Here is a 20,179-nt window from a genome sequence, read left to right on the forward strand (position 1 = left end):
CCACATGGACAAGAACAACCGCGGGCTGTCCCGCAGATCCATGCTCGCGGGCACCGCGGCCGGGGTGATCGCCCCGGTCGTGGTGTCGGCCAGCGCCGGATCGGCTCCGGCCGCCGCGGCCGGGATGACCCGCAACATCACCGTGTACGCCGACTACGTTCCCGGCTCGACCCGGGTCGGCTACGGGCTGGAGCCCGGCAAGCCGACGATCCCCGGACCGCTCCTGGAGTGCTACGAGGGTGACACGCTGGTGATCGAGCTGGTCAACAACACCGACCAGCGCCTCTCCATCCACCCGCACGGCGTCAATTACGACACCAAATCCGACGGTTCCCCGTTCAACGATTCCTTCAACAAGCCCTACGAGACCAAGACCTACACCTGGAAGACCCGGACGGCCTACCAGGCGGCCAACGGTTTCTGGATGCCGGGCAGCGCGGGCTACTGGCACTACCACGACCACGCGTTCGGCGGCGACCACGGCACCGTGGGCCTGATGAAAGGGCTCTACGGCGGTCTGATCGTGCGCAAACGCGGGGATCTGCTGCCCAGCAAGCAGTTCACCGTGGTGTTCACCGAAATGTGGATCAACCACCAGGTCGCCCCGAACACGCCGATCTTCGAGGCGAACCTCGGTGAACGCGTCGAGTTCATCTGCATCGGGCACGGCAACCTGATGCACACCTTCCACCTGCACGCGCACCGCTGGGCGGACACCCGCACCGGCATGCTCACCAGCGCGACCGACAACGCCCCGATCGTCGACAACAAGACCCTGGACCCGGGCAACTCGTTCGGGTTCCAGGTGATCGCCGGTGACGGCGTCGGCCCGGGCGCGTGGATGTACCACTGCCATGTCCAGCAGCACTCGGACGACGGCATGTCCGGCGTGTTCCTGGTCCGCAACGCCGACGGCGGGATGCCCGCGGGCGCGCAGGCGGCGATCGACCGCTTCAAGGGACATCAGCACTCCACCACGTCCACTCCGGACGCCACCGGGGCTTCGGCCCACCACCACCAGTCTTGAAAGGAGCGAGAACTTGAGACGAATCTTTTCGCAACGTCGGCTCCGCAGACGGTCACTGGCCGCGCTGGCGGTCGGCGCCGTCGTCACCTCCGGCCTTCCGCTGGCCATCGCACCGGTCGCCGCCGAAGCCGCGACGAACGTCCCGGTGAACGTCCTGGTCTTCCACGGCACCGCCGCGGACCAGAAGGACCCCGTCCTGCGCGCCACGGACGCGATCGCGAGCCTTGGCCAGGCGAACGGCATCTCCGTTTCGTCCTCTTCGGACCCCGCGGTGTTCACCGAGGCGAACCTCGCGAAGTACCGCGGCGTCGTCTTCCTTTCCGCGCAGGGCATCACGCTCAACCGTGACCAGGAAACCTCGCTGCAGAACTACATGAAGGCGGGCGGTGGCTTCCTCGGCCTGTCGGACGCGGCGCGGGCACAGGACGGTTCGCAGTGGTTCTCCGGGCTGATCGGCGCCCGTCCGGTGGGCGCGCGTCCCACCCCGGAGGCGGTCGCCTCGGTCACCGCGAGCGCGGAGAACCCGCCCAACGAGACCAAGGAAAAGCTGACCGACAACAACGAGAACACCAAGTGGCTGACCTTCTCCCCGACCGGGTGGGTCGCCTACAAGATGGCCGCCCCGGTCGCCGTGAGCAGCTACGACCTCGTGTCGGCGAACGACTTCCCCGGACGTGACCCCAAGAGCTGGACCCTGCAGGGCTCCAACGACGGGACCACGTGGACCGATCTGGACACTCGCGCAGGCGAGACGTTCGCCGACCGGTTCGTGAGCCGCAAGTTCACCTTCGCCAACACCACGGCGTACGCGAACTACCGGCTGAACATCACCGCCAACGCGGGTGACCCGCTCATCCAGCTGGCCGATTTCAAGCTGTACAAGGACAATTCGACCACCCCGCCGCCGCCGGAGAGCGCACCGGCCGAGGCCACGGTCGACGTCCTCGACAAGGCGAATCCCGCCACCGCGGGCCTGCCGCAGAAGTGGGTCCGCACCGACCGGTGGCTCAACTGGGAGGTCAACCCGGTCGGCACCGTGCACACGGTCGCGCAGGTCGAGGAATCGACCTACAAGCCGGGTGTCGGCGCGAACGGCGCCTTCCACCCGATCTCGTGGTGCCGTGACTACGACGGCGGCCGCTCCTTCTACACCGGTATGGGCCGGACCGAGGCGAGCTACGGCGAAGCCCAGTTCCGCGGCCACCTCCTCGGTGCGCTGAAGTGGACCACCGGCATGGTGCGCGGTGACTGCAAGGCGGGGATCGCGGCCAACTACAAGGTCGAACGCCTGACCGGGATCAACCAGCCCGGCCAGCTGGACCAGATGGGCGAGCCGCACGGGCTCACCATCGCGCCGAACGGCCGGGTGTTCTACATCGGCCGCGCGGCCTGCGCCGGCAACGTGGTGCCCGCGCCGAACGACTGGACCAACCCCGAGATCGGCGCCGGTTGCGGCACGATCCACCAGTGGGACCCGGTCACCAAGAAGCCGAAGCTGCTCACCACGCTGAAGGTGATGGGCAACCGCGGCAGCGGCGACGAACTGGTCAAGAACGAGGAAGGCCTCCTCGGTCTCGTGCTGGACCCGAAGTTCAGCGAGAACGGCTGGATGTACGCCTACTGGATGCCGCACGCGTCGGTCGACATCGACAAGCGGATCGGCAAGCGCACGGTCTCGCGGTTCACCTACGACCTGAAGAACCAGACGCTGGACCAGGCGACCCGCAAGGATCTGCTGTCGTGGGACGTCCAGGTCCACAGCTGCTGCCACGCCGGTGGCGGGATGGACTTCGACTCCGGCGGGAACCTTTACATCGGTTCCGGTGACAGCAACTCGTCGCAGGGCTCCAACGGATACTCCGGCAACAACTGGACCCAGGACTACAAGGGCGTCTCGTTCCAGGACGCGCGCCGCACCGCCGGTAACACCAACGACCTCAACGGGAAGATCCTGCGGATCCACCCGGAGCCGGACGGTACCTACACCAACCCGGCCGGCAACCTGTTCCCCGAGGCGAACGACCCCGGGAACAAGACCAGGCCCGAGATCTACGTGATGGGCGTGCGGAACATCTCGCGTCTGCAGGTCGACAAGAAGACCAACTGGCTGACCGCGGCTTGGGTCGGCCCGGACGCGACCTCGCCGAGCCCGGAACTCGGGCCTGCCAAGTACGAGACCGCCACGGTCATCACCGAGGCCGGCAACCACGGCTGGCCGTACTGCATGGGCAACAAGCAGCCGTACCGGGACCGCAGCAGCACCGACGCCGCGGTGCTCACCGGCTGGTACGACTGCGACAACCCGGTCAACACCTCGCCGCGCAACACCGGGCTGGTGAACCTGCCGCCGATCAAGAAGAACATGATCTGGTACGCGCCGGACGGCGGCGGACCGGTGTTCCCCAACCGGCCCAACAGCTCCGTCCCGACGTACAACGCGGCCGAGGCCACCTACACGCAGCCCTACCTCAAGGGCGGCGGCCAGGCGGTCATGACCGGGCCGACGTACCACCGCGAACTGGTCAACACCAACAGCGGGGTGGCGTGGCCGTCGTACTGGAACGACAAGTGGTTCATCGGTGACCAGAGCAACGGGCAGAACCGGATCGCGGTCACCCTCGACCCCAACGGCGTCGCGAAGCAGGATCCGCCGGTGTTCGCCGAGACGGTGCGGCAGATCATCCCGACCGGTGGTGGCGACACCAAGCTGAACCAGTGGATGGACGCCAAGTTCGGGCCGGACGGCGCGCTGTACGTGCTCGACTACGGCGGCGGCTTCTTCACCCTGACCAACAACCAGAAGCTACTGAAGATCAGCTACACCGGCGGCGAGGCGACCCCGTCGGCCGCGGCGGCGTCGACCATGGTGCAGAACAAGCCGCTCACCGCGGCCTTCACCGGGTCGAAGTCCGGCGGCGTCTCCTACAAGTGGGAGTTCGGCGACGGCACCATCTCGACGCAGCCCGACCCGCGGCACACCTACCCGCGCACCGGGCTCTACACCGCGAAGCTGACCGTGACCTACGCGGACGGCGAGACGGTGACCACGCGGAACTCGGTGAGCGTCGGTTGTCTCGTGGCGGATTCCGGTGCCACGGTCACCATCGGCGACACCGACACCGGGGTGACCAACCGGAACGCCGGTGGCGGCTGCACGGTCGACGACATGATCGACGACGAGAGCACGTGGACCTCCCACGCCGGTTTCGTCAACCACGTCACCCAGGCCGTGAACCGGCTGGGCGATCTCGGGGTGCTGAACTCGGCCGAGTCGGACAAGATCAACGCCGCGGCCGCCGCGTCGCCCATCGGCAACCCGGGCGTCACCGGCTACGACGCGATCTACGACGGCACGCCCGCGTCGTTCCGCAATTGGTCGCAGGCACCGTCGGGGCAGTTCGCCATCCAGCCGGACGGGTCACTGCGACCGTCGGGCGGGCTGGGGATGCTGTGGTACTCGGCGCGGCAGTTCGGCAACTTCTCGGTGAAGCTGCAGTTCAAGGACATCGCGCCGACCGGAAGCGCGAACAGCGGCGTGTTCGTCCGGTTCCCGGACCCGCGCACTCCGCTGGAGCAGCGTCCGCCGGGCAGCTGCGGCACTGTCGGTTCCGCGAGGACGTCGCAGGCCTGGGTCGCGATCTACTGTGGACACGAGGTCCAGCTGTACGACGGGGCCACCGGTGAGCCGCAGAAGACCGGGTCGATCTACAACTTCGACCCGCGGCCGCTGGACCAGGCGGGTGTGAAGCCGAAGGGGACCTGGAACGAGTACGAGGTCAAGGTCGTCGGCCAGAAGTACACGATCATCCGCAACGGCGTCGTGATCAACGAGTTCGAGAACGCGCCGGGGATCAACTCGTCGCGGGCCGGCGATCCGTCGACCGACTTCCGGCAGTTCGTCAGCGGGTTCATCGGTCTGCAGAACCACGGTGACAACGACCTGATGGAGTTCCGCAACATCCGGGTGCGGCAGCTGTAGCGCGAAAACCGGCCGGGTGCGACCTCCCTCGCGCCCGGCCGGTCTCCCTGTACGGAAGGTTTCCCTGCGATGTCCCCAAGAACCCTCGTCGTGGCCCTGGTGGCCGCGACGCTCGCACTGGCGGGCCTGGTGTTACCGGGCTCGTCCGCACCCGCCGTCGCCGCAGCCGTCCAGACCCTGGAATGGACCGCGGGCGACAGCACCGACCACTACCTCAGCGCGCCGTCGACCGCGGTGGCCGGTGAGACCACGATCGTCTTCAAGAACACCGAAGAGCTCGGCTCGACGATGTCGCACACGCTGACGTTCGACACCGAGACCCCGGGCTACAACCACGACGTCACCCTCAACATCCTCGCCAACCCCTACGACGACAAGAACGGCGTGCACCAGGCCACGGTGACGCTGACCCCGGGCAAGTACCGCTACTACTGCACGATCCAGGGCCACACCAAGATGGTGGGCGAGTTCGTCGTCACCGACGGCGGCGGTGCCGACACCACGCCGCCGACGGTCACCGCGAACGTGACCGGCACCAAGGACACCGCCGGGAACTACGTCGGGTCCGCGACGGTGAACCTGGCCGCCACCGACAGCCAGTCCGGGGTGGACAAGGTCGAATACCAGCTCGACGGCGGCGCCTGGACCGCGTACACGGCGCCCGTGGTGGTCAGCGGCGTCGGCTCGCACATGGTCCACTATCGCGCCTCGGACAAGGCGGGCAACGTTTCCCGGGAAGAGATGGCGTCGTTCAGCGTCGTCACCGGCCAGCCAGGGGACACGACCCCGCCGACGGTGACCGCCGAGGTGACGGGGACCAAGGACGCTTCGGGCAACTACCTCGACACCGCCACCGTGAAGCTCACCGCGACCGACGCCGGCACCGGCGTCGACAAGGTCGAGTACAAAGTGGACGAAGGCGCGTGGACCGCGTACACCGCTCCGGTCGCGGTGTCCGCGCCGGGAATGCACATGGTCTCCTACCGTGCCTCGGATAAAGCGGGCAACGTCTCGCCGGAAGGTATGGCGCATTTCACGGTCGTCAGCAGCGACACGACCGCGCCGACAGTGACGTCCGAAGTGACGGGCACCAAGGACGCCGCGGGCGACTACGTCGGCAAGGCGACAGTGACCCTCACGGCCACCGACGCCGGTTCGGGTGTCGGCAAGGTCGAGTACAAATTGGACGGTGGCCCGTGGCTGACGTACTCGGCGCCGCTCGCGCTGACCGTCGTCGGCGCTCACACGGTGAACTACCGCGCCACCGACAAGGCGGGCAACGTCTCGGCGGAGGGCGCGGCGACGTTCACCATCGTCGCGGGCGGCGACAGCACCGCGCCGGTCGTTTCCGTGGTGGTGAGCGGTGATCTGGACGGAAGCTGGTCCTACATCGAGGACGCGACGGTCAACCTGACCGCGACCGACACCGGGTCCGGTGTGGACAAGGTCGAGTACAAACTGGACGGTGGGCCCTGGACGGTCTACACCGCGCCGGTGAAGGTGACCGTGCTCGGCACGCACACGCTGACCTACCGCGCGTCGGACAAGGCGGGCAACGTCTCGGCGGAGCAGGGCGGCGCGTTCACCATCGTCGCCGCGCCGCCGGGTCCGGACGCGTGCCCGGACTCCGACCTCCGGGACACCGTGATCCTCGGCTCGGCCGACAGCCAGGTCGAGAACCGCGACACCGGCAACGGCTGCACGATCAACGACGTGCTCGACGACGAGTCGGACTACTCGTCGAACGACCAGTTCGTGACCTACGTCAGCGCGGTGACACAGGAACTACTCGACCGCGAGGTCGTCTCGTCCGATGAGCGGAACCTGATCGTGACGGCGGCGATCGAGTCCGGGATCGGCGGCTCCACCGCCGAGCCCGAGCCGCAGAAGAGGCCGGAGACGAAGAACCCCGGCATGAAGAAGGTCGTGAAGACGCCGATCCGGGACGTCTGAGCGGCTCCTCGTAGCGCGTGAAGGCCTCCTTCCCTCTGCTCAGCCGAGGGAAGGGGGCCTTCACGCGCAAGGCGCGTTACCTTTTCCGTGCGGCGCTCGTCATGTCCATGACGGATCGGGCGCGAGAAAGGTAACGACATGACCGGCGAAGCCCTGGCCAGCGCGTTCGAGGAGCAGCGCGGGCGCCTGGTGGCGGTGGCACACCGGATGCTCGGCTCGCGCGCCGACGCCGAGGACGCCGTCCAGGAGGCCTGGCTGCGGCTGGCCCGGCAGGACGCCGACACGATCGGCAATCTCTCCGGCTGGCTGACCACGGTCGTCGGGCGCGTCTGCATCGACGTCCTGCGCTCCCGCAAGACCCGCCCCGAGGATTCGTACGACGAGCCGCCCGAGCCGCTGGTGATCGAGGACTCGCTGGAAGAAGACGCGATGCTCGCCGAGTCGGTCGGGGTGGCGTTGCTCGTGGTGCTGGACACCCTCGGTCCCGCCGAGCGGCTGGCGTTCGTCCTGCACGATCTGTTCGCCGTCCCGTTCACCGAGGTCGGCGAGATCCTCGGCAAATCCCCGGACGCCGCCAAAATGCTCGCCAGCCGCGCGCGCCGGAAGGTGCAGGGACGGCGTCCGGCCGACGAGTCGTCGCAGCGTGCCGTGGTCGAAGCGTTCCTGGCGGCCGCGCGCGAAGGGGACTTCGACGGACTGATCGAGCTGCTCCACCCCGACGTGACCTGGCGTTCGCAGACGAGGCACGGCGAGGTCGTGCGGCTGGGCGCGGCCGAGGTGGCCACGCGCGTCCAGCGCGGGGCGCGCGCCGCTGTCACCACGCGTGCCGCGCTGGTCGACGGGAAGCCGGGGGTCGTGTCGTGGAGCAGGACCGGCAAGCTGCTGGGCGTGATGTCGTGCACCGTCGTCGACGGCCGCATCGCCGGAATCGACTCCGTGAGTGATCCACGTCGCCTCGCGGCCATGGGTGTTACCTCTTGGGAGCCCTCCTCGTCGAAGTAAGTGAACACCGACGAGAAGGAGAAAATCCCATGCAGGCAAGGCTGGAAGTCTTCAAGACCGCTCTCGCGCCGAAGCTCGTGAAGCATCTCGCGGCGGCCGGAAGGCTCCTCGAAAGCAGCGAAATCCCCGCCACGACAAGGGAACTGGTGAACATCCGGGCCAGCCAGATCAACGGGTGCGCGGGCTGCCTGGACATGCACACCAAGGACGCCGCGGCGGCGGGGGAGACCACCGTCCGGTTGAACCTGGTCGCGTGCTGGCGCGAGGCGACGGTCTTCACCGAGGCCGAGCGCGCCGCACTGGAACTCACCGAGGCGGGTTGCCGCATCGCCGACAGCGCCGGGGTCAGCGACGAGGTGTGGGAGTCCGCCGCCAAGCACTACGACGACGAACAGCTCCTGGCCTTGACGATGCAGATCGCGCTCATCAACGCCTTCAACCGGCTGAACGTCATCACCCGGCAGCCGGCGGGGGACTACACGCCCGGCCAGTTCGCGCACTGAAACACCGGAAGTACATGAAGGCCCCCATCCTTGCGCCTGGGTACAGGATGGGGGCCTTCATGTACTTGCGAGCTCAGGAGCGCTGTTTCGCCCGCCCGAGGATGCGGCGGCGTCCACCGGCGCTGTTGGTGCGTTCCTCGTGGAGTTCCTTCAGCGACAGCATCATCGCGTCTTCCTGCTTCATCAGCGGGTCGTTGCGCAGATCCTTCCAGACCGACACGCACAACCCGACCATCACGAACACGAACGGCACCGCGATCAGGATGGTGAGATTCTGCAGACCGGTCAGCGCCTTGTCCCCGCCGACCAGCAGCATCACCGCCGCGACGGCGCCCATCAGCACACCCCAGAAGATGACGACGTTCTTCTTCGGATGCACGCTTCCGCGCTGGGACAAGGTGCCCATCACCACCGACGCCGCGTCCGCGCCGGAGACGAAGAAAATGGACACCAGGATCATCACCAGGACCGCGATCGGGATGAACCACGGCAGTGTCTCGAGCAGTTCGAACGTCGCCGACTGGGCACTGCCCGCGCCCGCGATGTCGGTACCTGCCCGCTGCCTGCTGATCGCCGCGCCGCCGAAGATCGCGAACCAGATCAGGCTCACCACGCTCGGGATCGCGATGACGCCGAAGATGAACTGGCGGATCGTGCGGCCGCGGGAGATCCGCGCGATGAACATGCCGACGAAGGGCGTCCACGAGATCCACCACGCCCAGTAGAAGACCGTCCAGCCGCCGAGCCAGGTCTGCATCTCGTTGCCGCCGGTCATCCCGGTCCGGCCGGACATCTCCGCCAGCTCACGGAAGTAGTCGCCGATCGCGCCGGGCACGATGTTGAGGATCAGCACGGTCGGCCCGACCACCAGCACGAACACCGCGAGCACCGCGGCGAGCACCATGTTGATGTTGGACAGCCACTGGATCCCCTTGGCCACGCCGGAAACCGCCGAAGCGATGAACGCGATGGTGAGGATCGCGATGATCGCGACCAGCAGGCCCTTGCCGGGGTTGTCGATCCAGCCGACGGCACCGAGGCCGCCGCCGACCTGGAGCGCGCCGAGACCGAGGGAGGCGGCCGAACCGAACAACGTGGCGAAGATCGCCATGATGTCGATCGCCTTGCCCAGCGGGCCTTCGGTGCGCCGCTTGCCGATCAGCGGGGCGAACACCGAACTAATCAGCTGGGTGCGGCCCTTCCGGAAGGTGCTGTAGGCGATCGCGAGACCGACGACGGCGTAGATCGCCCACGGGTGCACGGTCCAGTGGAACAGCGTCGTGGCCATCGCGGTGTGGACGGCTTCGTCGGAATTCGGGGCCGCGGTGCCCGGTGGCGGGCTCGCGAGGTGGGAGACCGGCTCGTACACACCGAAGAACATCAGGCCGATGCCCATCCCGGCGCTGAACATCATCGCGATCCACGACGACGTCCGGAATTCGGGAAGTTCCTTGTCCCCGCCGAGGGGGATCCGGCCGTAGCGGCTTATGGCCAGACAGACCGCGAAGAGCACGAAACCGCTCGCGGTGAGGACGAAAGCCCAACCGCCATAAGGGATCACGGCGTCGTTGAGGAGGGTCGACGCGACTTTCGCGAGGTTCTCCGGCGCGAGCACGCCCCAAAGGATGATCGCGAGCGCGAGGGCCGCCGCCACACCGAAAACGGTGCGGTCGGTCGTGGCGGGTCGGTCGGCGGCGAGATCGAGAGGGACGTGCTCATCGGGCGGGTGCCCCGGACCCGTCGTATCCGGTGCGTGTGCGAGGTCGGTCGCGGTCTCCGCGAGGACCTCTTCTTCCGCTTGTTTCCCGTCCTGCGAACTCATGTTCAACCGCGCCGATGACAGCGCGCTCTCCTTCCGCCCGAGTCAACCCGTTTGCATCACCGCACCCTAACCAGAAAACCGGTAACCGGCAGAAAATGCGGCAACTGAGGTTTAGACCCGTGATTGTGGCGCCGACCTCGGCGGATGCGGGGTCGGCGACGGCGGAGAACGTGTCGCTCGTGACACCGTGAGTTCAGCTCGTGGCGCCACCTCGCCAGAAGGGCCGACCGATGGGGTCGCCGCCGGCGGCATCCGGGCGTCCCTGCCGGGCGTGGTTGCGCTGCAGGAGGTAGGTGACCAGGGCGAGGAGGGCGAGGGTGGCGATGAATGCGGTCATGGCGGTAAGTTTGCGCCACTCGACATCCTGCCAAAAGTGGCTGTTCTGTCGTTGTGCGTCAAAATCCTGCCAGCTATGCTCGCCGCATGATGCAGAGCGTCGCCGTGGTGCTGATGGACGACTTCGCCCCCTTCGAGTTCGGCGTCGTCTGCGAGGTGTTCGGCGAAGACCGCTCCGATGACGGAGTGCCGCCGCTCGACTTCCGCGTGTGCGGGGAGCGGGCGGGAGAGCAGTTGAGTCTTGGCCACGGCCTCAAAGTGACCCCGGAATTCGGCCTCGAAGCGACCGAGGACGCGGACCTCGTCGTGGTCCCCGCCTGTGACGTCCGCGACGAGTATCCGGCCGCGGTGCTCGAAGCGCTCCGCGCGGCTTCGGCGCGGGGAGCCACCCTGCTTTCGGTCTGCACCGGCGCGTTCGTGCTGGGCGCCGCGGGCCTGCTCGACGGCAGACGATGCACGAACCACTGGCGCCGCAGCGCCGAGTTCCGGAAGCGGTTCCCGCGGGCCCACCTCGACCCGGACGTCCTCTTCGTCGACGACGGCGACATCATCACCAGCGCGGGGACCGCCGCCGGCATCGACGCGTGCCTGCACCTGGTGCGGCGTGAGCTGGGCTCGGCCGCGGCCACCGTGATCGCCCGGCGCATGGTGGTGCCGCCGCAACGCGAGGGCGGACAGCGCCAGTTCGTCGAGACGCCCATCCCGGAATGCACCGGCGACAGTCTTCAGCCGGTGCTCGCCTGGATGCTCGACACCCTCGACCGGGAACATCCCGTCGCCGATCTCGCGCGCCGCGCGCAGATGTCCGAGCGCACCTTCGCCCGCAAGTTCGTCGCCGAGACGGGCACCACGCCGCATCGGTGGCTTTCGACGCAGCGAGTGCTGCACGCGAGGTCGCTGCTGGAGGAAACGACACTGGGCATCGACGAGATCGCCCGCCGCTGCGGGTTCGGCTCGGGCGCCTTGCTGCGGCACCATTTCCACAAGGTCGTCGGGGTCTCCCCGCAGGACTACCGTCGCACCTTCGCGCCGCAGCGCGTCTAGTCCGTGTCCGGAAAGGACGGTCGCTTCCCGAGGAACGCGCGACGGGGGCGGGAGGTTGCCTAGTCCCTCGGCGCCTTGGTGAAGAGTCCGAGGGACTGGGCGATGGTCGCCCCGCCGACCATCAAGGCGATCGGCAGGGTCCTCACCCAGAAAGCGCCCGCGTCGAGCGAGACCAGCAGTGCGATCAGCCCGCCCGCCAGCAAGGCGAGCACGAACATCCCCAACGCGACGCGAGGCTTCGAGATCATATGTCCTCCAAGGGTGGTTCTGGAGGAGCAAGTCTGGCGGCGGTCCCGACGCGGAGCGAGGTCATTTTTGCCGGAGTCCTCCCGTCCGGTCAGCGGCAGCGCGAACTCCCGTCGACCGAGGTCCACGACGGATACGGCGCGACCTTCGCGACGTTCAGTTTCACGCACTTTCCCTCGCCTTTGGCGACCTTGGCGGTCACGACGACGACCGCGAACGCGGCCGCGCACGCACCGTTGCCCGGCGTGGGAATCGCGCCGCACAGTCCGGCCGCGGCGAGGCCGTCCCTGGCGATGGTGTTCGTCTCCTTCTTGCTGAAGACGTAGCTGCAAGTGGCGATCCCGCAAGCGAAGTCCCCGGTCACCGCCGTCTCGGCGGCGTTCGCCGGTGCGGCCGGGGCCAGCACGGCGGCGACGGCGGCGACGGCGGAAAGCAGTCCGATCTTCCTGGTGGTGTTCATGTCGACCGTCCTTTGTGGTCAATTAGTGGGACGTGATCGACGCTAGGAACGGCCGCTTGGCAACCGCTAAGGATGTTGAAAGCAGGCGCGGCTTTTGTCCTTCGAACGGGTGGTCATCGCCGGTTCCGTTCACTCGTCCGGGTGACGCCGTGGACCAGCGCGGTTGCGACGCGGCCAAATCCGGACGTATGATCAGGGCAGTCGTACAGGACGAACGCCCTAGGAGGCGATGGTGGTGGACTCCCCGGCCGCGGCGCGCGGTCAGCTGGTGCGGCGGCGGTTGCTGGAGGCGGCGGTCGCGCTGGTTCCCGAACGCGGCTGGTCCGCGGTCAGCACCCGGATCCTCGCCGAGCGCGCGGGTGTCACGCCGAGCGTCGTGCACTACCACTTCCCTTCGTTGCAGGCCTTGCTGATCGAGGCCGTACTGGGGGCGATGCGCGAGGTCGCCGGAGCCTTCGAACCGGTGCTGGAAACCGCCGAAACCCCCGAAGCCGCGGTGGACGCCGTGCTGGCGTCGATCGGCGGGTACTCCGGCACGGATCCGATGTCGCTGCTGTTCACCGAGGCCTACTTGGCCGCCACCCGGGACGAGACCCTGCGGCAGGGAATCCGGGACGTGCTCGCCGGACTGCGGACGAAGTTCGGCGCCTGGCTGGCTGAACGCGGCGTGGTGGACGCCGACGGCACGGCCGCGGTGCTCTTCGCGACGGTGGACGGGCTCCTGCTGCACCGCGCGCTCGAACCGGAGTCCGACCCGGGGTCCGTCGCGGCCGTCCTGCGCCGTCTCGTCCGCTGAACCGAAAGGGAGGAACCCCGATGAAGGTGGCGATCTGCGGTGCCGGGATCACCGGCCTGGCCCTGGCGCACCGGCTCGCGGCGCGAGACGTCGAGGTCGTCGTGCTGGAACGAGCCGCGGGACCGAGAGCGCAGGGCTACATGATCGACTTCTTCGGCCCGGGATTCGACGCGGTCGAGGAGATGGGCCTGCTTCCCCAAGTCGAAGACGCGGCATACCGGGTGGACGAAGCCACCCTGCTGGACGACCGTGGCCGCCCTCGGGCGGCGATCGACTACGTCCGGTTCGCCAAATCGGTACGGGGCCGCCTGTGCAGCATCATGCGGCCCGATCTGGAGCACGTGCTGCGGACCGGGCTGCCGTCCACAGTGGACGTCCGATTCGGAGCGGGGGTCGCGGGAGTGGAGGATCTCGGCGACCGGGTGCGGATCACGCTGACGGACGGGGAGGTGCTCGAAGCCGATCTGCTGGTCGGTGCCGACGGGATCCATTCGACCGTGCGACGGCTCGTCTTCGGTGACGAAGACCGGTTCCTGCGCTATCTCGGGTTTCACACGGCCGCGTTCGTCTTCGAGGACGAAAAGATCCGCGAGGAGGTGGGGGATCGGTTCTGCCTCACCGACACCATCGGGATGCAGATGGGTTTCTACGGTCTCCGAGACGGCAAGCTCGCGGCCTTCGCCGTGCACCGCGCGGCGGATCCGGCCCTGCCCGAGGACGCACGCGGGACTCTCCGCGCTACGTACGGCTCGCTCGGTTGGGCGGTGCCGAAAGCTCTCGAACGCTGCCCGCCTTCCGGGGAGGTGTACTACGACCAGGTCGCGCAGATCGAAATGCCGTCGTGGAGCCGCGGCCGGGTCGTTCTCGTCGGCGACAGTTGCTACGCCGTCTCGCTGCTCGCCGGGCAGGGCGCTTCGCTGGGTATCGCCGGCGCGTTCGTTCTGGCCGACCGGCTCACGCGGGCGCCCTCGATCGACGCCGCTTTCGCGGAGTACGAAAAGCTGGTCCGTCCGGTGGTGACCGAAAAGCAACAGGTCGCTCGCCGAGGTGCGCGCTGGTTCCTGCCCGCGAACCGGTTCCTGCTTCAGGCGCGCCGGGTCCTGCTTCGGGTGGCGCGGCTTCCGGGGCTTGAACGTCCGCTGGCGGCGGCTGTTACGGGGAAGTCGACGGCGCTTGTGACGAATCTGCGGCGGGGGGCCGAGATACGGAGCGGCTCGTGATGGTGTTTCGCCGGTCGGCTTAGTGAGGGGGTCCCTATTTCCCCACAGCGGTCACGTTCGGGACCTCTCGGCGAGGAATCCCCCGCGGCCGCGAAACGGGGTGACCTTCGCATGCCACGCGAGGGGCGCCCCTGGGCGTAACACGCCACCTTGCCCTAGCCCTCGATGGAGCCCAAAGGCCGCTCACGACCTTCTCCCGGGCCACAACTGGGCCGCCCGGGGTAAGAACGCTGCCCCAACGTCGCATCGGGGCCCGGCACCTTTGATTTACCCCTCGGTAGAACACGAATCACCACTCGCGGCCCGCAGAGGAATTGCGTGTAGCCGGGGCAGATTGCTGACGGTATACCCTCCGGGTCGGTCTATGTCCTGAGGTGCATGGTGTTGCGTCTCGGTTCTCCTGACGGGTCCAGATAGGAGGGTGGAGTGAATTCGGGTAGTCCGTCTTGGGCGATGGCGACTTTCCATTCGCTGTGGTGGATGAGGCGGTGGTGTTTGGTGCAGAGGAGGACGAGGTTGTCGATTTTGGTTTCGCCGTGGTGTCGCCAGAAGACGATGTGATGTGCGGTGCAGCGCGGTACGGGCATATCGCAACCCGGAAAGGCGCATCCGCCGTCGCGGATGGTTAACGCGTACTTCTGGGCCAACGACACGGTGCGTTTGGAGCGGCCGATGTCCAGCGGTTCGCCCGCGGTGCCGAGGACGCCGGGTCGGACGCGGGCGTCGGTGGCGCTGATCGGCCCGACCAGATCCAGGTGCGCTTCACCGAGATCGTTGATCAGATCCTCGTAGGACATGGTGATGAGGATGTGGGTGGCTTCCCCGGCCTGTCCGGGAAGGTTGCGGCTGGTGGTCTTGAGTCGCACGTAGTCGGTGAAGGCATCCCCGTAGCGTTCGTCTTGGGTGCGGGAGTCCCGGACTCCGTCGATGGCTTTGTGTGGTTTCGCCATCGGGTCGAGGTCGGACTTCAACCGCGCATACGTTTCGAGGTCCAGGGTGGCTTTGAGGCCGAGGGTGCCGTCACGGTGCTGGACGAACCGCAACTCCGGCCGCGCATCCTTCGGGTCCTCACTCCGCGGCTCTTTCCCGTCCGGGTCGAGTTTGTCGAGGAGGCGGCGTCCGGCGCGGGCGATCTGCCGGGGCCCGGCGTGCCGGGCGAGGTCGACCAGGATCTTCTCCCCGCCCCGCACATCTTCTTCCGGAACCGTGGACGGGATCCGGGACAGGGTGCGGATGATCGCGTCGATCTGCCCGCCCCCGATCGCGCCTTCGGCGGCGGCTTCGGCGGTCAAGGGCGCCAGAGGCGGTACGACCTCGCCTCCCATCACCACCGCGGGATGCAAGGCTAGGACCCGGTCGGCACGAAGACCGGCTTCCTTGTCCGTGACATGAAAGTCCTCGAAGATCAGCGCCGCCAGGGTCGAATGACCGGAACAGCCACGCACACCCCGGTTGTTGATTTCCGCCAGGATCGCGTTCTGCTCGGCGTCCAATTGCCGCTTCAAGATTTCGATTTCCTGCTTGCGGGCATGCAGCGTCGCCGTATCGGCGCGCCACCACTCGGAGCGCACCGCCTGGGGACTGTTTTCGCTGGCCACGACCTCAACGATACTGAAGATCGAACACCTGTGCTACCGCGATTTGCGTAACGACTGCAAGCTTTCCATTTCACCCGACAGGGGAGCGAAGACCGCGAGGTGATTGCACGGAGTCTCGTGAATGGTAATGACGGTTGGAGCGAACCCTCTTTAGGTATCTACTCGGGGCCTGCGTCTTTGGCGGCGTGAAGTACATGATGGCCTCCTTCCTTGCGCTAGGCGCAAGGAAGGAGGCCATCATGTACTGGGAAGGTGTGAAGGTCGAGTTTCCTCGGCTGAGCCTAGGGAAGGCGGCCGTCATGCGCCGCCGTTGCGTCTGATGTTGCTGCTGAGGCTGGTGATGACCTTCACGGCCGGAGGCTCCCGTGGCTAGAGCCGCCGTTACCCCTCACGAGAACACAGAACCCTAAGGAATCTGCAATTCGTTCGAGAGTGCCACATCCAGCGAGAGATCCAGCTGCCGGTCCATGAAGCCGAAGACCGTGTCGATCATCCCGGCGACGACGTCCCGCTGCTCCGGCGTCACCGGGTGCCCCAGGAACTCCGGCGCGGCCACGGATGAACGTCCGGACAAATACTCCAGTCGCAGCGACCCCGCCGCTTCCACCTCCGCCGCCAGAACCGCCGTTCCCTGGAGGAAAACGTCTGTCGCGGACGAAAGAGCCTTGGTCAGCCACAGTCGCGACATCGGGTCGGGATGCCCGGTGGCCAGTTGTGTCAGCACGACGCGGTGGTGCCGGTGCACGTCCATCGTCCGGCTCAGGTAGTAGAACTCCAGGGTGTCGCCGGCGTTCCAGCCGAGGAGTTCGTCCAGGTCGAGCGCTTTCCAGTCGTGGACGAACTTCTCGGCGCGGGCGGTCAGCCCGGCGACCCAGTCGTTCACGGCGAGCTCCAGGTCGGAAGCCGGTGCCGGGTAACGGAAAGCGTTGCGGCCGAGGTCGGCGTAGCCCATGACGTCCATCGCCCACAGTGGCAGAAACCGTTGCAGTGCCTTGATGGCGGGCACCCGGTCGCCTCGGTGGCGGAGCCAGGTGTAGAACGGATGCGTGGCGTGCCGGGCTTGGCGTTCCCGCAGGAGTTCCCGCAAGGGCTCCTGCGTGGGATGCGCGGTGATCTGATCAGCCGAGACAGAAGCGGCCGGGACGACGGGTTCCAGTGCGCGTGGGCGCGGGAGGGTCCCGGTGACGACGTGCTTCAGCACGTAGCCGTGGATCGCGTCCAGGATCTCGCTGAACACCCCGATCATGACGTCGGCCAGTTCGCGGGCCCGCTCGCGGTGCGCGTCGTCGAGCACGACGGACTCGAAGACGCCCTCGGCGCCCTCGCCTTCGGCTTCGATGTGGTGGGCGCCGAAGTACAGCATGGTCAGGCCGGTGCGCTCCGCGAGTTGCCCCGCGACCGCGGAGATGTGCTTGAAGAACAGCTCCCGCGCGCACAGTTCGCCGACCTCGGCATGCGCGAACCGCAGCAACGGATCACCGCCGTCGGCCGCGGCGATGGAGAGGAAGTACAGGCACTTGTCGCGGATGACCTCGTTGACCTCGGCCTGGAACAGCCACCACAGGGTGTCGGAGGCGTCCCAGCCCAGACGGCGATCCAGCCCCAGCCGCCGCCAGTCTTCCAGGAACAGCCGCGAGTGGGTCTGGTCCTCGAAGGTGTGGATGTTGATGCCGCGTTCGAGGTCGTTCGCCGCGTTCGGGTAGCGCAGCACCCATTTGTTCACGTCGCGGAACCCCATCGCGACCGTGGCCACCGTCGGCAGGATCATCAGCCGTTCCTTGAGCGGCGTCTCGTCCGAGGCCAGCCAGTCGAACAGCGGATGGTCGTCGAGCGCGGCGACCTTCTCCTCGACGTAGTTCAGGATGTCCTTCACGTCGCGCTCCTCACCGGATGCCGAACTTGTTCGAAAGGGCGACGTCGAGTGAGATCTCGAGCTGCTCGTCGGCCGCGTCGAACACGGTCTCGATCATCTCGGCGGCGATCTCGACGCCTGCCGCGTCCATCGGCCGGTCCTTGAATTCGAGAGCCAGCGGGGAGACCGACGGCTGGTGGGCGAGCTCGTGGCGGTCGCCGAGATAGTCGAGCCGAAGGTCGGTGTTCGCCTCGACCTCGCCGGCCAGTGCCTTGGTGTGCCGGAAGAACGGCTCACCGCTGGTTTCCAGCGCGTGCATGAGCCACAGCCGCGAAAGCGGATCCTCGTTGCCCGCCGCCAGTTCCGTGAACCGGACGATGTTGCGCCGGTGCACGTCGGTCTGCGGGTCCAGGTAACAGAATTCGAGGGTGTCGCTGCTGTTCCAGCCGAGGATCTCGTCCAGCCCCAGCTGCTTCCAGTCGTCGAGGAAGAGCGTGTTGTGCGTGGAGAGGTCGTCGACCCACGCGTTCACCGTGCGGTGCAGGTCGGACGACGGTTCGGCGTACCGGATCGCGTAGCGGTTGAGGTCGCGGTAGCCCATGACGTCCATGGCCCACATGGGAATGAACCGGCGCAGCGCCTGCAAGGCGGTGATGCGGTCACCCCGGTTCTCCAGCCAGGAATAGAACGGGTGCGCCTCACTGCGCTTCCGGCGCTCGGCCAGCAGTCTCTGCAGGGGCTCCTGGCTGGCGTGCACGACACCGCCGGTGCCCGGTCGCAGCCCGGGCAAGCCGGCGGCGGCGCGATTGATCGTCGGCCGGAGATCGGGTCGCGGGGCGATGCCGGGCGAAATGTACTTTTCCGCGTAGATCATCCACATGTCGAGCTGGTCGGAGAAGATCTCGTAAATCGTGTCGGCGAGTTTCAGTGCCTGCGCGAGCCGTTCGTCGTCCAGTTTCTGCTCGACGAAAAGATCTTCGCAATCCATGTGGCCTGATTCGAGCGCCAGATGGAACGGGCCCATGTACGGGAGCTCGATTCCGGTGCGCTCGGTGAAGCCGATGGCGATCTTCGACGCGTGCTTGAAGAACACCGATCCGAGGGCTTCCATCATTTCCGACTGGGCGAACCGCAGGAGCGGGTCCTTGGTGTCGGCGATGGCCATCGACAGGAAGTACACACCGTGGCCGCGGGCGACCTCGTTCGCTTCGGACAGGAACAGCCACCACAAGGTGTCGCTGGCCTTCCAGCCGAGTCTTTCGTTCAACCCCAGCAGTTTCCAGTCTTCGAGGAACAGCCGCGAGTGAGTCTGATCCTCGAAGGAGTGGATGTTGATGCCGCGTTCCAGCTCGTTCGCCGCCTCCGGATACCGGAAGACCCACTTGTTCACGTCCCGGAATCCCATCGAGAACGTCGCCATGGCCGGCATGATCAGCAACGGATCCGGAACCGGCGTTTCGGCCGAGTTCATCCATTCGAACAATGGGTGCCGATCGAGATCTTCCTGACGTTTCGCCACCAGTTTCAGAACGTTCTCCACAAGACCACCTCATCTCCCCCCGCCAGATGCAGGGCTTGCCTGACTTGGGGGCAATTCTCGTGGTGGTGGCGACGACGCTGCATCTTCGCGGGTGCGAGTGTTCCGGGCGCGTTCCCCGCACGCGAGAGGATGACCGCGTGAGCGGGCCCGATTAATGTCCGGGACCATGCACCCACGCTACCGGCATGCCGCTGCGATCTATGACAAGGCATTCCCGTTCTTCTCATTCGGCGCCGGGCCGAAGATCCACGAAATCGTCGCGCGTACGGTGGCGGTCCCGGACGGCGGCACGGTGGTGGACGTCGGGTGCGGGACCGGGTTGATGCTTTCGATGCTGCGCGAGCGCGTCGGGCCGTCGGGCCGCGTCATCGGGATCGACCTGACGGAGCCGATGCTGGACCGGGCACGGCAGCGGGTTTCCCACGGTGGCTGGAAGAACGTCGAACTGCGGTGCGAGGACATGACCGAATTCGACCCGGGCGCCGAGGCCGACGCCGCGGTTTTCGTGCTCAGCCTCAGCGCCGCGGAGCCGGCCGAGGTCTTCCAGCACACGCTCGGGTATCTGCGGCCCGGTGGCAGTGTCGTGATCGCCGACGGTATTCCGGCGCGGGGCCGCTGGTACCACCCGGCGATCAACGCCTACGCGCGCTTCCGCGCTCCTCTCGTCGGCTCGGATCTCGGCCGGGCGAGGGCGATCGAGCGGCTGGCGCACGAACATCTCGAAGACGTCCGGACCTCGGTCATCTGGGCTGGTCTGTACACGATCATCAGCGGCCGCGTGCCGAACAAAGGGGGATAAGC

At 67.1% G+C, this 20,179-nt stretch carries 16 protein-coding genes; 9 read left to right on the forward strand and 7 right to left on the reverse strand.

Annotated elements, in window-relative coordinates:
* Positions 1-4 precede the first annotated feature (4 nt).
* The 5 genes from AVL48_RS08130 to AVL48_RS08150 all read left to right on the forward strand — a co-directional run bounded on the left by AVL48_RS08130 (position 5) and on the right by AVL48_RS08150 (position 8,464).
* Entirely contained in the window at positions 5-1,027 is a 1,023-nt protein-coding gene (locus AVL48_RS08130; RefSeq protein WP_061981301.1) for a multicopper oxidase domain-containing protein, read from the forward strand.
* Positions 1,028-1,040: 13 nt separating this feature from the next.
* Positions 1,041-5,006, forward strand: coding sequence for a ThuA domain-containing protein (locus AVL48_RS08135; RefSeq protein WP_061981302.1), 3,966 nt, complete (start codon positions 1,041-1,043; stop codon positions 5,004-5,006).
* A 69-nt stretch (positions 5,007-5,075) separates the two neighbouring features.
* Positions 5,076-6,959 (forward strand): OmpL47-type beta-barrel domain-containing protein, encoded by a 1,884-nt coding sequence (locus AVL48_RS08140; RefSeq protein ID WP_061981303.1) that lies wholly within the window; start codon positions 5,076-5,078, stop codon positions 6,957-6,959.
* 138 nt (positions 6,960-7,097) lie between these two features.
* Positions 7,098-7,961 carry a sigma-70 family RNA polymerase sigma factor gene (locus AVL48_RS08145; RefSeq protein ID WP_061981304.1) on the forward strand — a complete coding sequence of 288 codons (864 nt, stop codon included), beginning with the start codon at positions 7,098-7,100 and terminating at the stop codon, positions 7,959-7,961.
* Positions 7,962-7,990: 29 nt separating this feature from the next.
* On the forward strand, positions 7,991-8,464 hold the full coding sequence (locus tag AVL48_RS08150; protein WP_061981305.1) for a carboxymuconolactone decarboxylase family protein: 474 nt from the start codon (positions 7,991-7,993) through the stop codon (positions 8,462-8,464).
* Between the two features lie 73 nt (positions 8,465-8,537).
* Here the strand turns inward: AVL48_RS08150 and AVL48_RS08155 are convergent, their stop codons facing one another.
* Together AVL48_RS08155 and AVL48_RS39485 are read right to left on the reverse strand one after the other, a co-directional pair.
* On the reverse strand, positions 8,538-10,286 hold the full coding sequence (locus tag AVL48_RS08155; RefSeq protein ID WP_177242301.1) for a BCCT family transporter: 1,749 nt from the start codon (positions 10,284-10,286) through the stop codon (positions 8,538-8,540).
* A 193-nt stretch (positions 10,287-10,479) separates the two neighbouring features.
* Positions 10,480-10,623, reverse strand: a complete 144-nt coding sequence (locus tag AVL48_RS39485; RefSeq protein ID WP_167386340.1) for a hypothetical protein — start codon at positions 10,621-10,623, stop codon at positions 10,480-10,482.
* Between the two features lie 86 nt (positions 10,624-10,709).
* Here AVL48_RS39485 and AVL48_RS08160 point away from each other — a divergent pair, with 86 nt between their 5' ends.
* The gene (locus AVL48_RS08160) at positions 10,710-11,666 is read left to right on the forward strand and encodes a GlxA family transcriptional regulator (RefSeq protein WP_061981306.1); all 957 of its coding nucleotides are present in this window, start codon (positions 10,710-10,712) and stop codon (positions 11,664-11,666) included.
* 59 nt (positions 11,667-11,725) lie between these two features.
* Here the strand turns inward: AVL48_RS08160 and AVL48_RS08165 are convergent, their stop codons facing one another.
* Both AVL48_RS08165 and AVL48_RS08170 read right to left on the reverse strand, forming a co-directional pair.
* Positions 11,726-11,914 carry a hypothetical protein gene (locus tag AVL48_RS08165; protein ID WP_061981307.1) on the reverse strand — a complete coding sequence of 63 codons (189 nt, stop codon included), beginning with the start codon at positions 11,912-11,914 and terminating at the stop codon, positions 11,726-11,728.
* A gap of 89 nt (positions 11,915-12,003) precedes the next feature.
* Positions 12,004-12,372, reverse strand: coding sequence for a hypothetical protein (locus AVL48_RS08170; RefSeq protein ID WP_061981308.1), 369 nt, complete (start codon positions 12,370-12,372; stop codon positions 12,004-12,006).
* 229 nt (positions 12,373-12,601) lie between these two features.
* Between AVL48_RS08170 and AVL48_RS08175 the strand changes: the two genes are divergently transcribed.
* Together AVL48_RS08175 and AVL48_RS08180 are read left to right on the forward strand one after the other, a co-directional pair.
* The gene (locus AVL48_RS08175) at positions 12,602-13,168 is read left to right on the forward strand and encodes a TetR/AcrR family transcriptional regulator (protein WP_061981309.1); all 567 of its coding nucleotides are present in this window, start codon (positions 12,602-12,604) and stop codon (positions 13,166-13,168) included.
* 20 nt (positions 13,169-13,188) lie between these two features.
* Positions 13,189-14,388: an FAD-dependent oxidoreductase gene (locus AVL48_RS08180; RefSeq protein ID WP_061981310.1), complete on the forward strand. Its 1,200-nt coding sequence runs from the start codon at positions 13,189-13,191 to the stop codon at positions 14,386-14,388.
* A 362-nt stretch (positions 14,389-14,750) separates the two neighbouring features.
* On the opposite strand, the gene AVL48_RS08185 is transcribed toward AVL48_RS08180, so the two are convergent.
* From AVL48_RS08185 to AVL48_RS08200, 3 genes are all read right to left on the reverse strand, one after another.
* Positions 14,751-15,986, reverse strand: a complete 1,236-nt coding sequence (locus AVL48_RS08185) for an HNH endonuclease signature motif containing protein (protein WP_061981311.1) — start codon at positions 15,984-15,986, stop codon at positions 14,751-14,753.
* Positions 15,987-16,392: 406 nt separating this feature from the next.
* Positions 16,393-17,859, reverse strand: coding sequence for a hypothetical protein (locus AVL48_RS08195; RefSeq protein ID WP_061981312.1), 1,467 nt, complete (start codon positions 17,857-17,859; stop codon positions 16,393-16,395).
* Positions 17,860-17,869: 10 nt separating this feature from the next.
* Entirely contained in the window at positions 17,870-19,378 is a 1,509-nt protein-coding gene (locus AVL48_RS08200) for a hypothetical protein (protein ID WP_061981313.1), read from the reverse strand.
* A 166-nt stretch (positions 19,379-19,544) separates the two neighbouring features.
* Here AVL48_RS08200 and AVL48_RS38125 point away from each other — a divergent pair, with 166 nt between their 5' ends.
* On the forward strand, positions 19,545-20,177 hold the full coding sequence (locus tag AVL48_RS38125; RefSeq protein ID WP_208616218.1) for a class I SAM-dependent methyltransferase: 633 nt from the start codon (positions 19,545-19,547) through the stop codon (positions 20,175-20,177).
* Positions 20,178-20,179: the final 2 nt, after the last annotated feature.

This window comes from Amycolatopsis regifaucium (genome assembly GCF_001613935.1).
GTDB lineage: Bacteria > Actinomycetota > Actinomycetes > Mycobacteriales > Pseudonocardiaceae > Amycolatopsis > Amycolatopsis regifaucium.

Excerpts from the sequence above, each read along its gene's own strand:
- AVL48_RS08130 (WP_061981301.1), top strand. The coding sequence starts at position 5 with ATGGACAAGAACAACCGCGGGCTGTCCCGCAGATCCATGCTCGCGGGC.
- AVL48_RS08140 (WP_061981303.1), top strand. The coding sequence starts at position 5,076 with ATGTCCCCAAGAACCCTCGTCGTGGCCCTGGTGGCCGCGACGCTCGCA.
- AVL48_RS08145 (WP_061981304.1), top strand. The coding sequence starts at position 7,098 with ATGACCGGCGAAGCCCTGGCCAGCGCGTTCGAGGAGCAGCGCGGGCGC.
- AVL48_RS08150 (WP_061981305.1), top strand. The coding sequence starts at position 7,991 with ATGCAGGCAAGGCTGGAAGTCTTCAAGACCGCTCTCGCGCCGAAGCTC.
- AVL48_RS08155 (WP_177242301.1), bottom strand. The coding sequence starts at position 10,286 with ATGAGTTCGCAGGACGGGAAACAAGCGGAAGAAGAGGTCCTCGCGGAG.
- AVL48_RS39485 (WP_167386340.1), bottom strand. The coding sequence starts at position 10,623 with ATGACCGCATTCATCGCCACCCTCGCCCTCCTCGCCCTGGTCACCTAC.
- AVL48_RS08160 (WP_061981306.1), top strand. The coding sequence starts at position 10,710 with ATGATGCAGAGCGTCGCCGTGGTGCTGATGGACGACTTCGCCCCCTTC.
- AVL48_RS08165 (WP_061981307.1), bottom strand. The coding sequence starts at position 11,914 with ATGATCTCGAAGCCTCGCGTCGCGTTGGGGATGTTCGTGCTCGCCTTG.
- AVL48_RS08170 (WP_061981308.1), bottom strand. The coding sequence starts at position 12,372 with ATGAACACCACCAGGAAGATCGGACTGCTTTCCGCCGTCGCCGCCGTC.
- AVL48_RS08175 (WP_061981309.1), top strand. The coding sequence starts at position 12,602 with ATGGTGGTGGACTCCCCGGCCGCGGCGCGCGGTCAGCTGGTGCGGCGG.
- AVL48_RS08180 (WP_061981310.1), top strand. The coding sequence starts at position 13,189 with ATGAAGGTGGCGATCTGCGGTGCCGGGATCACCGGCCTGGCCCTGGCG.
- AVL48_RS38125 (WP_208616218.1), top strand. The coding sequence starts at position 19,545 with ATGCACCCACGCTACCGGCATGCCGCTGCGATCTATGACAAGGCATTC.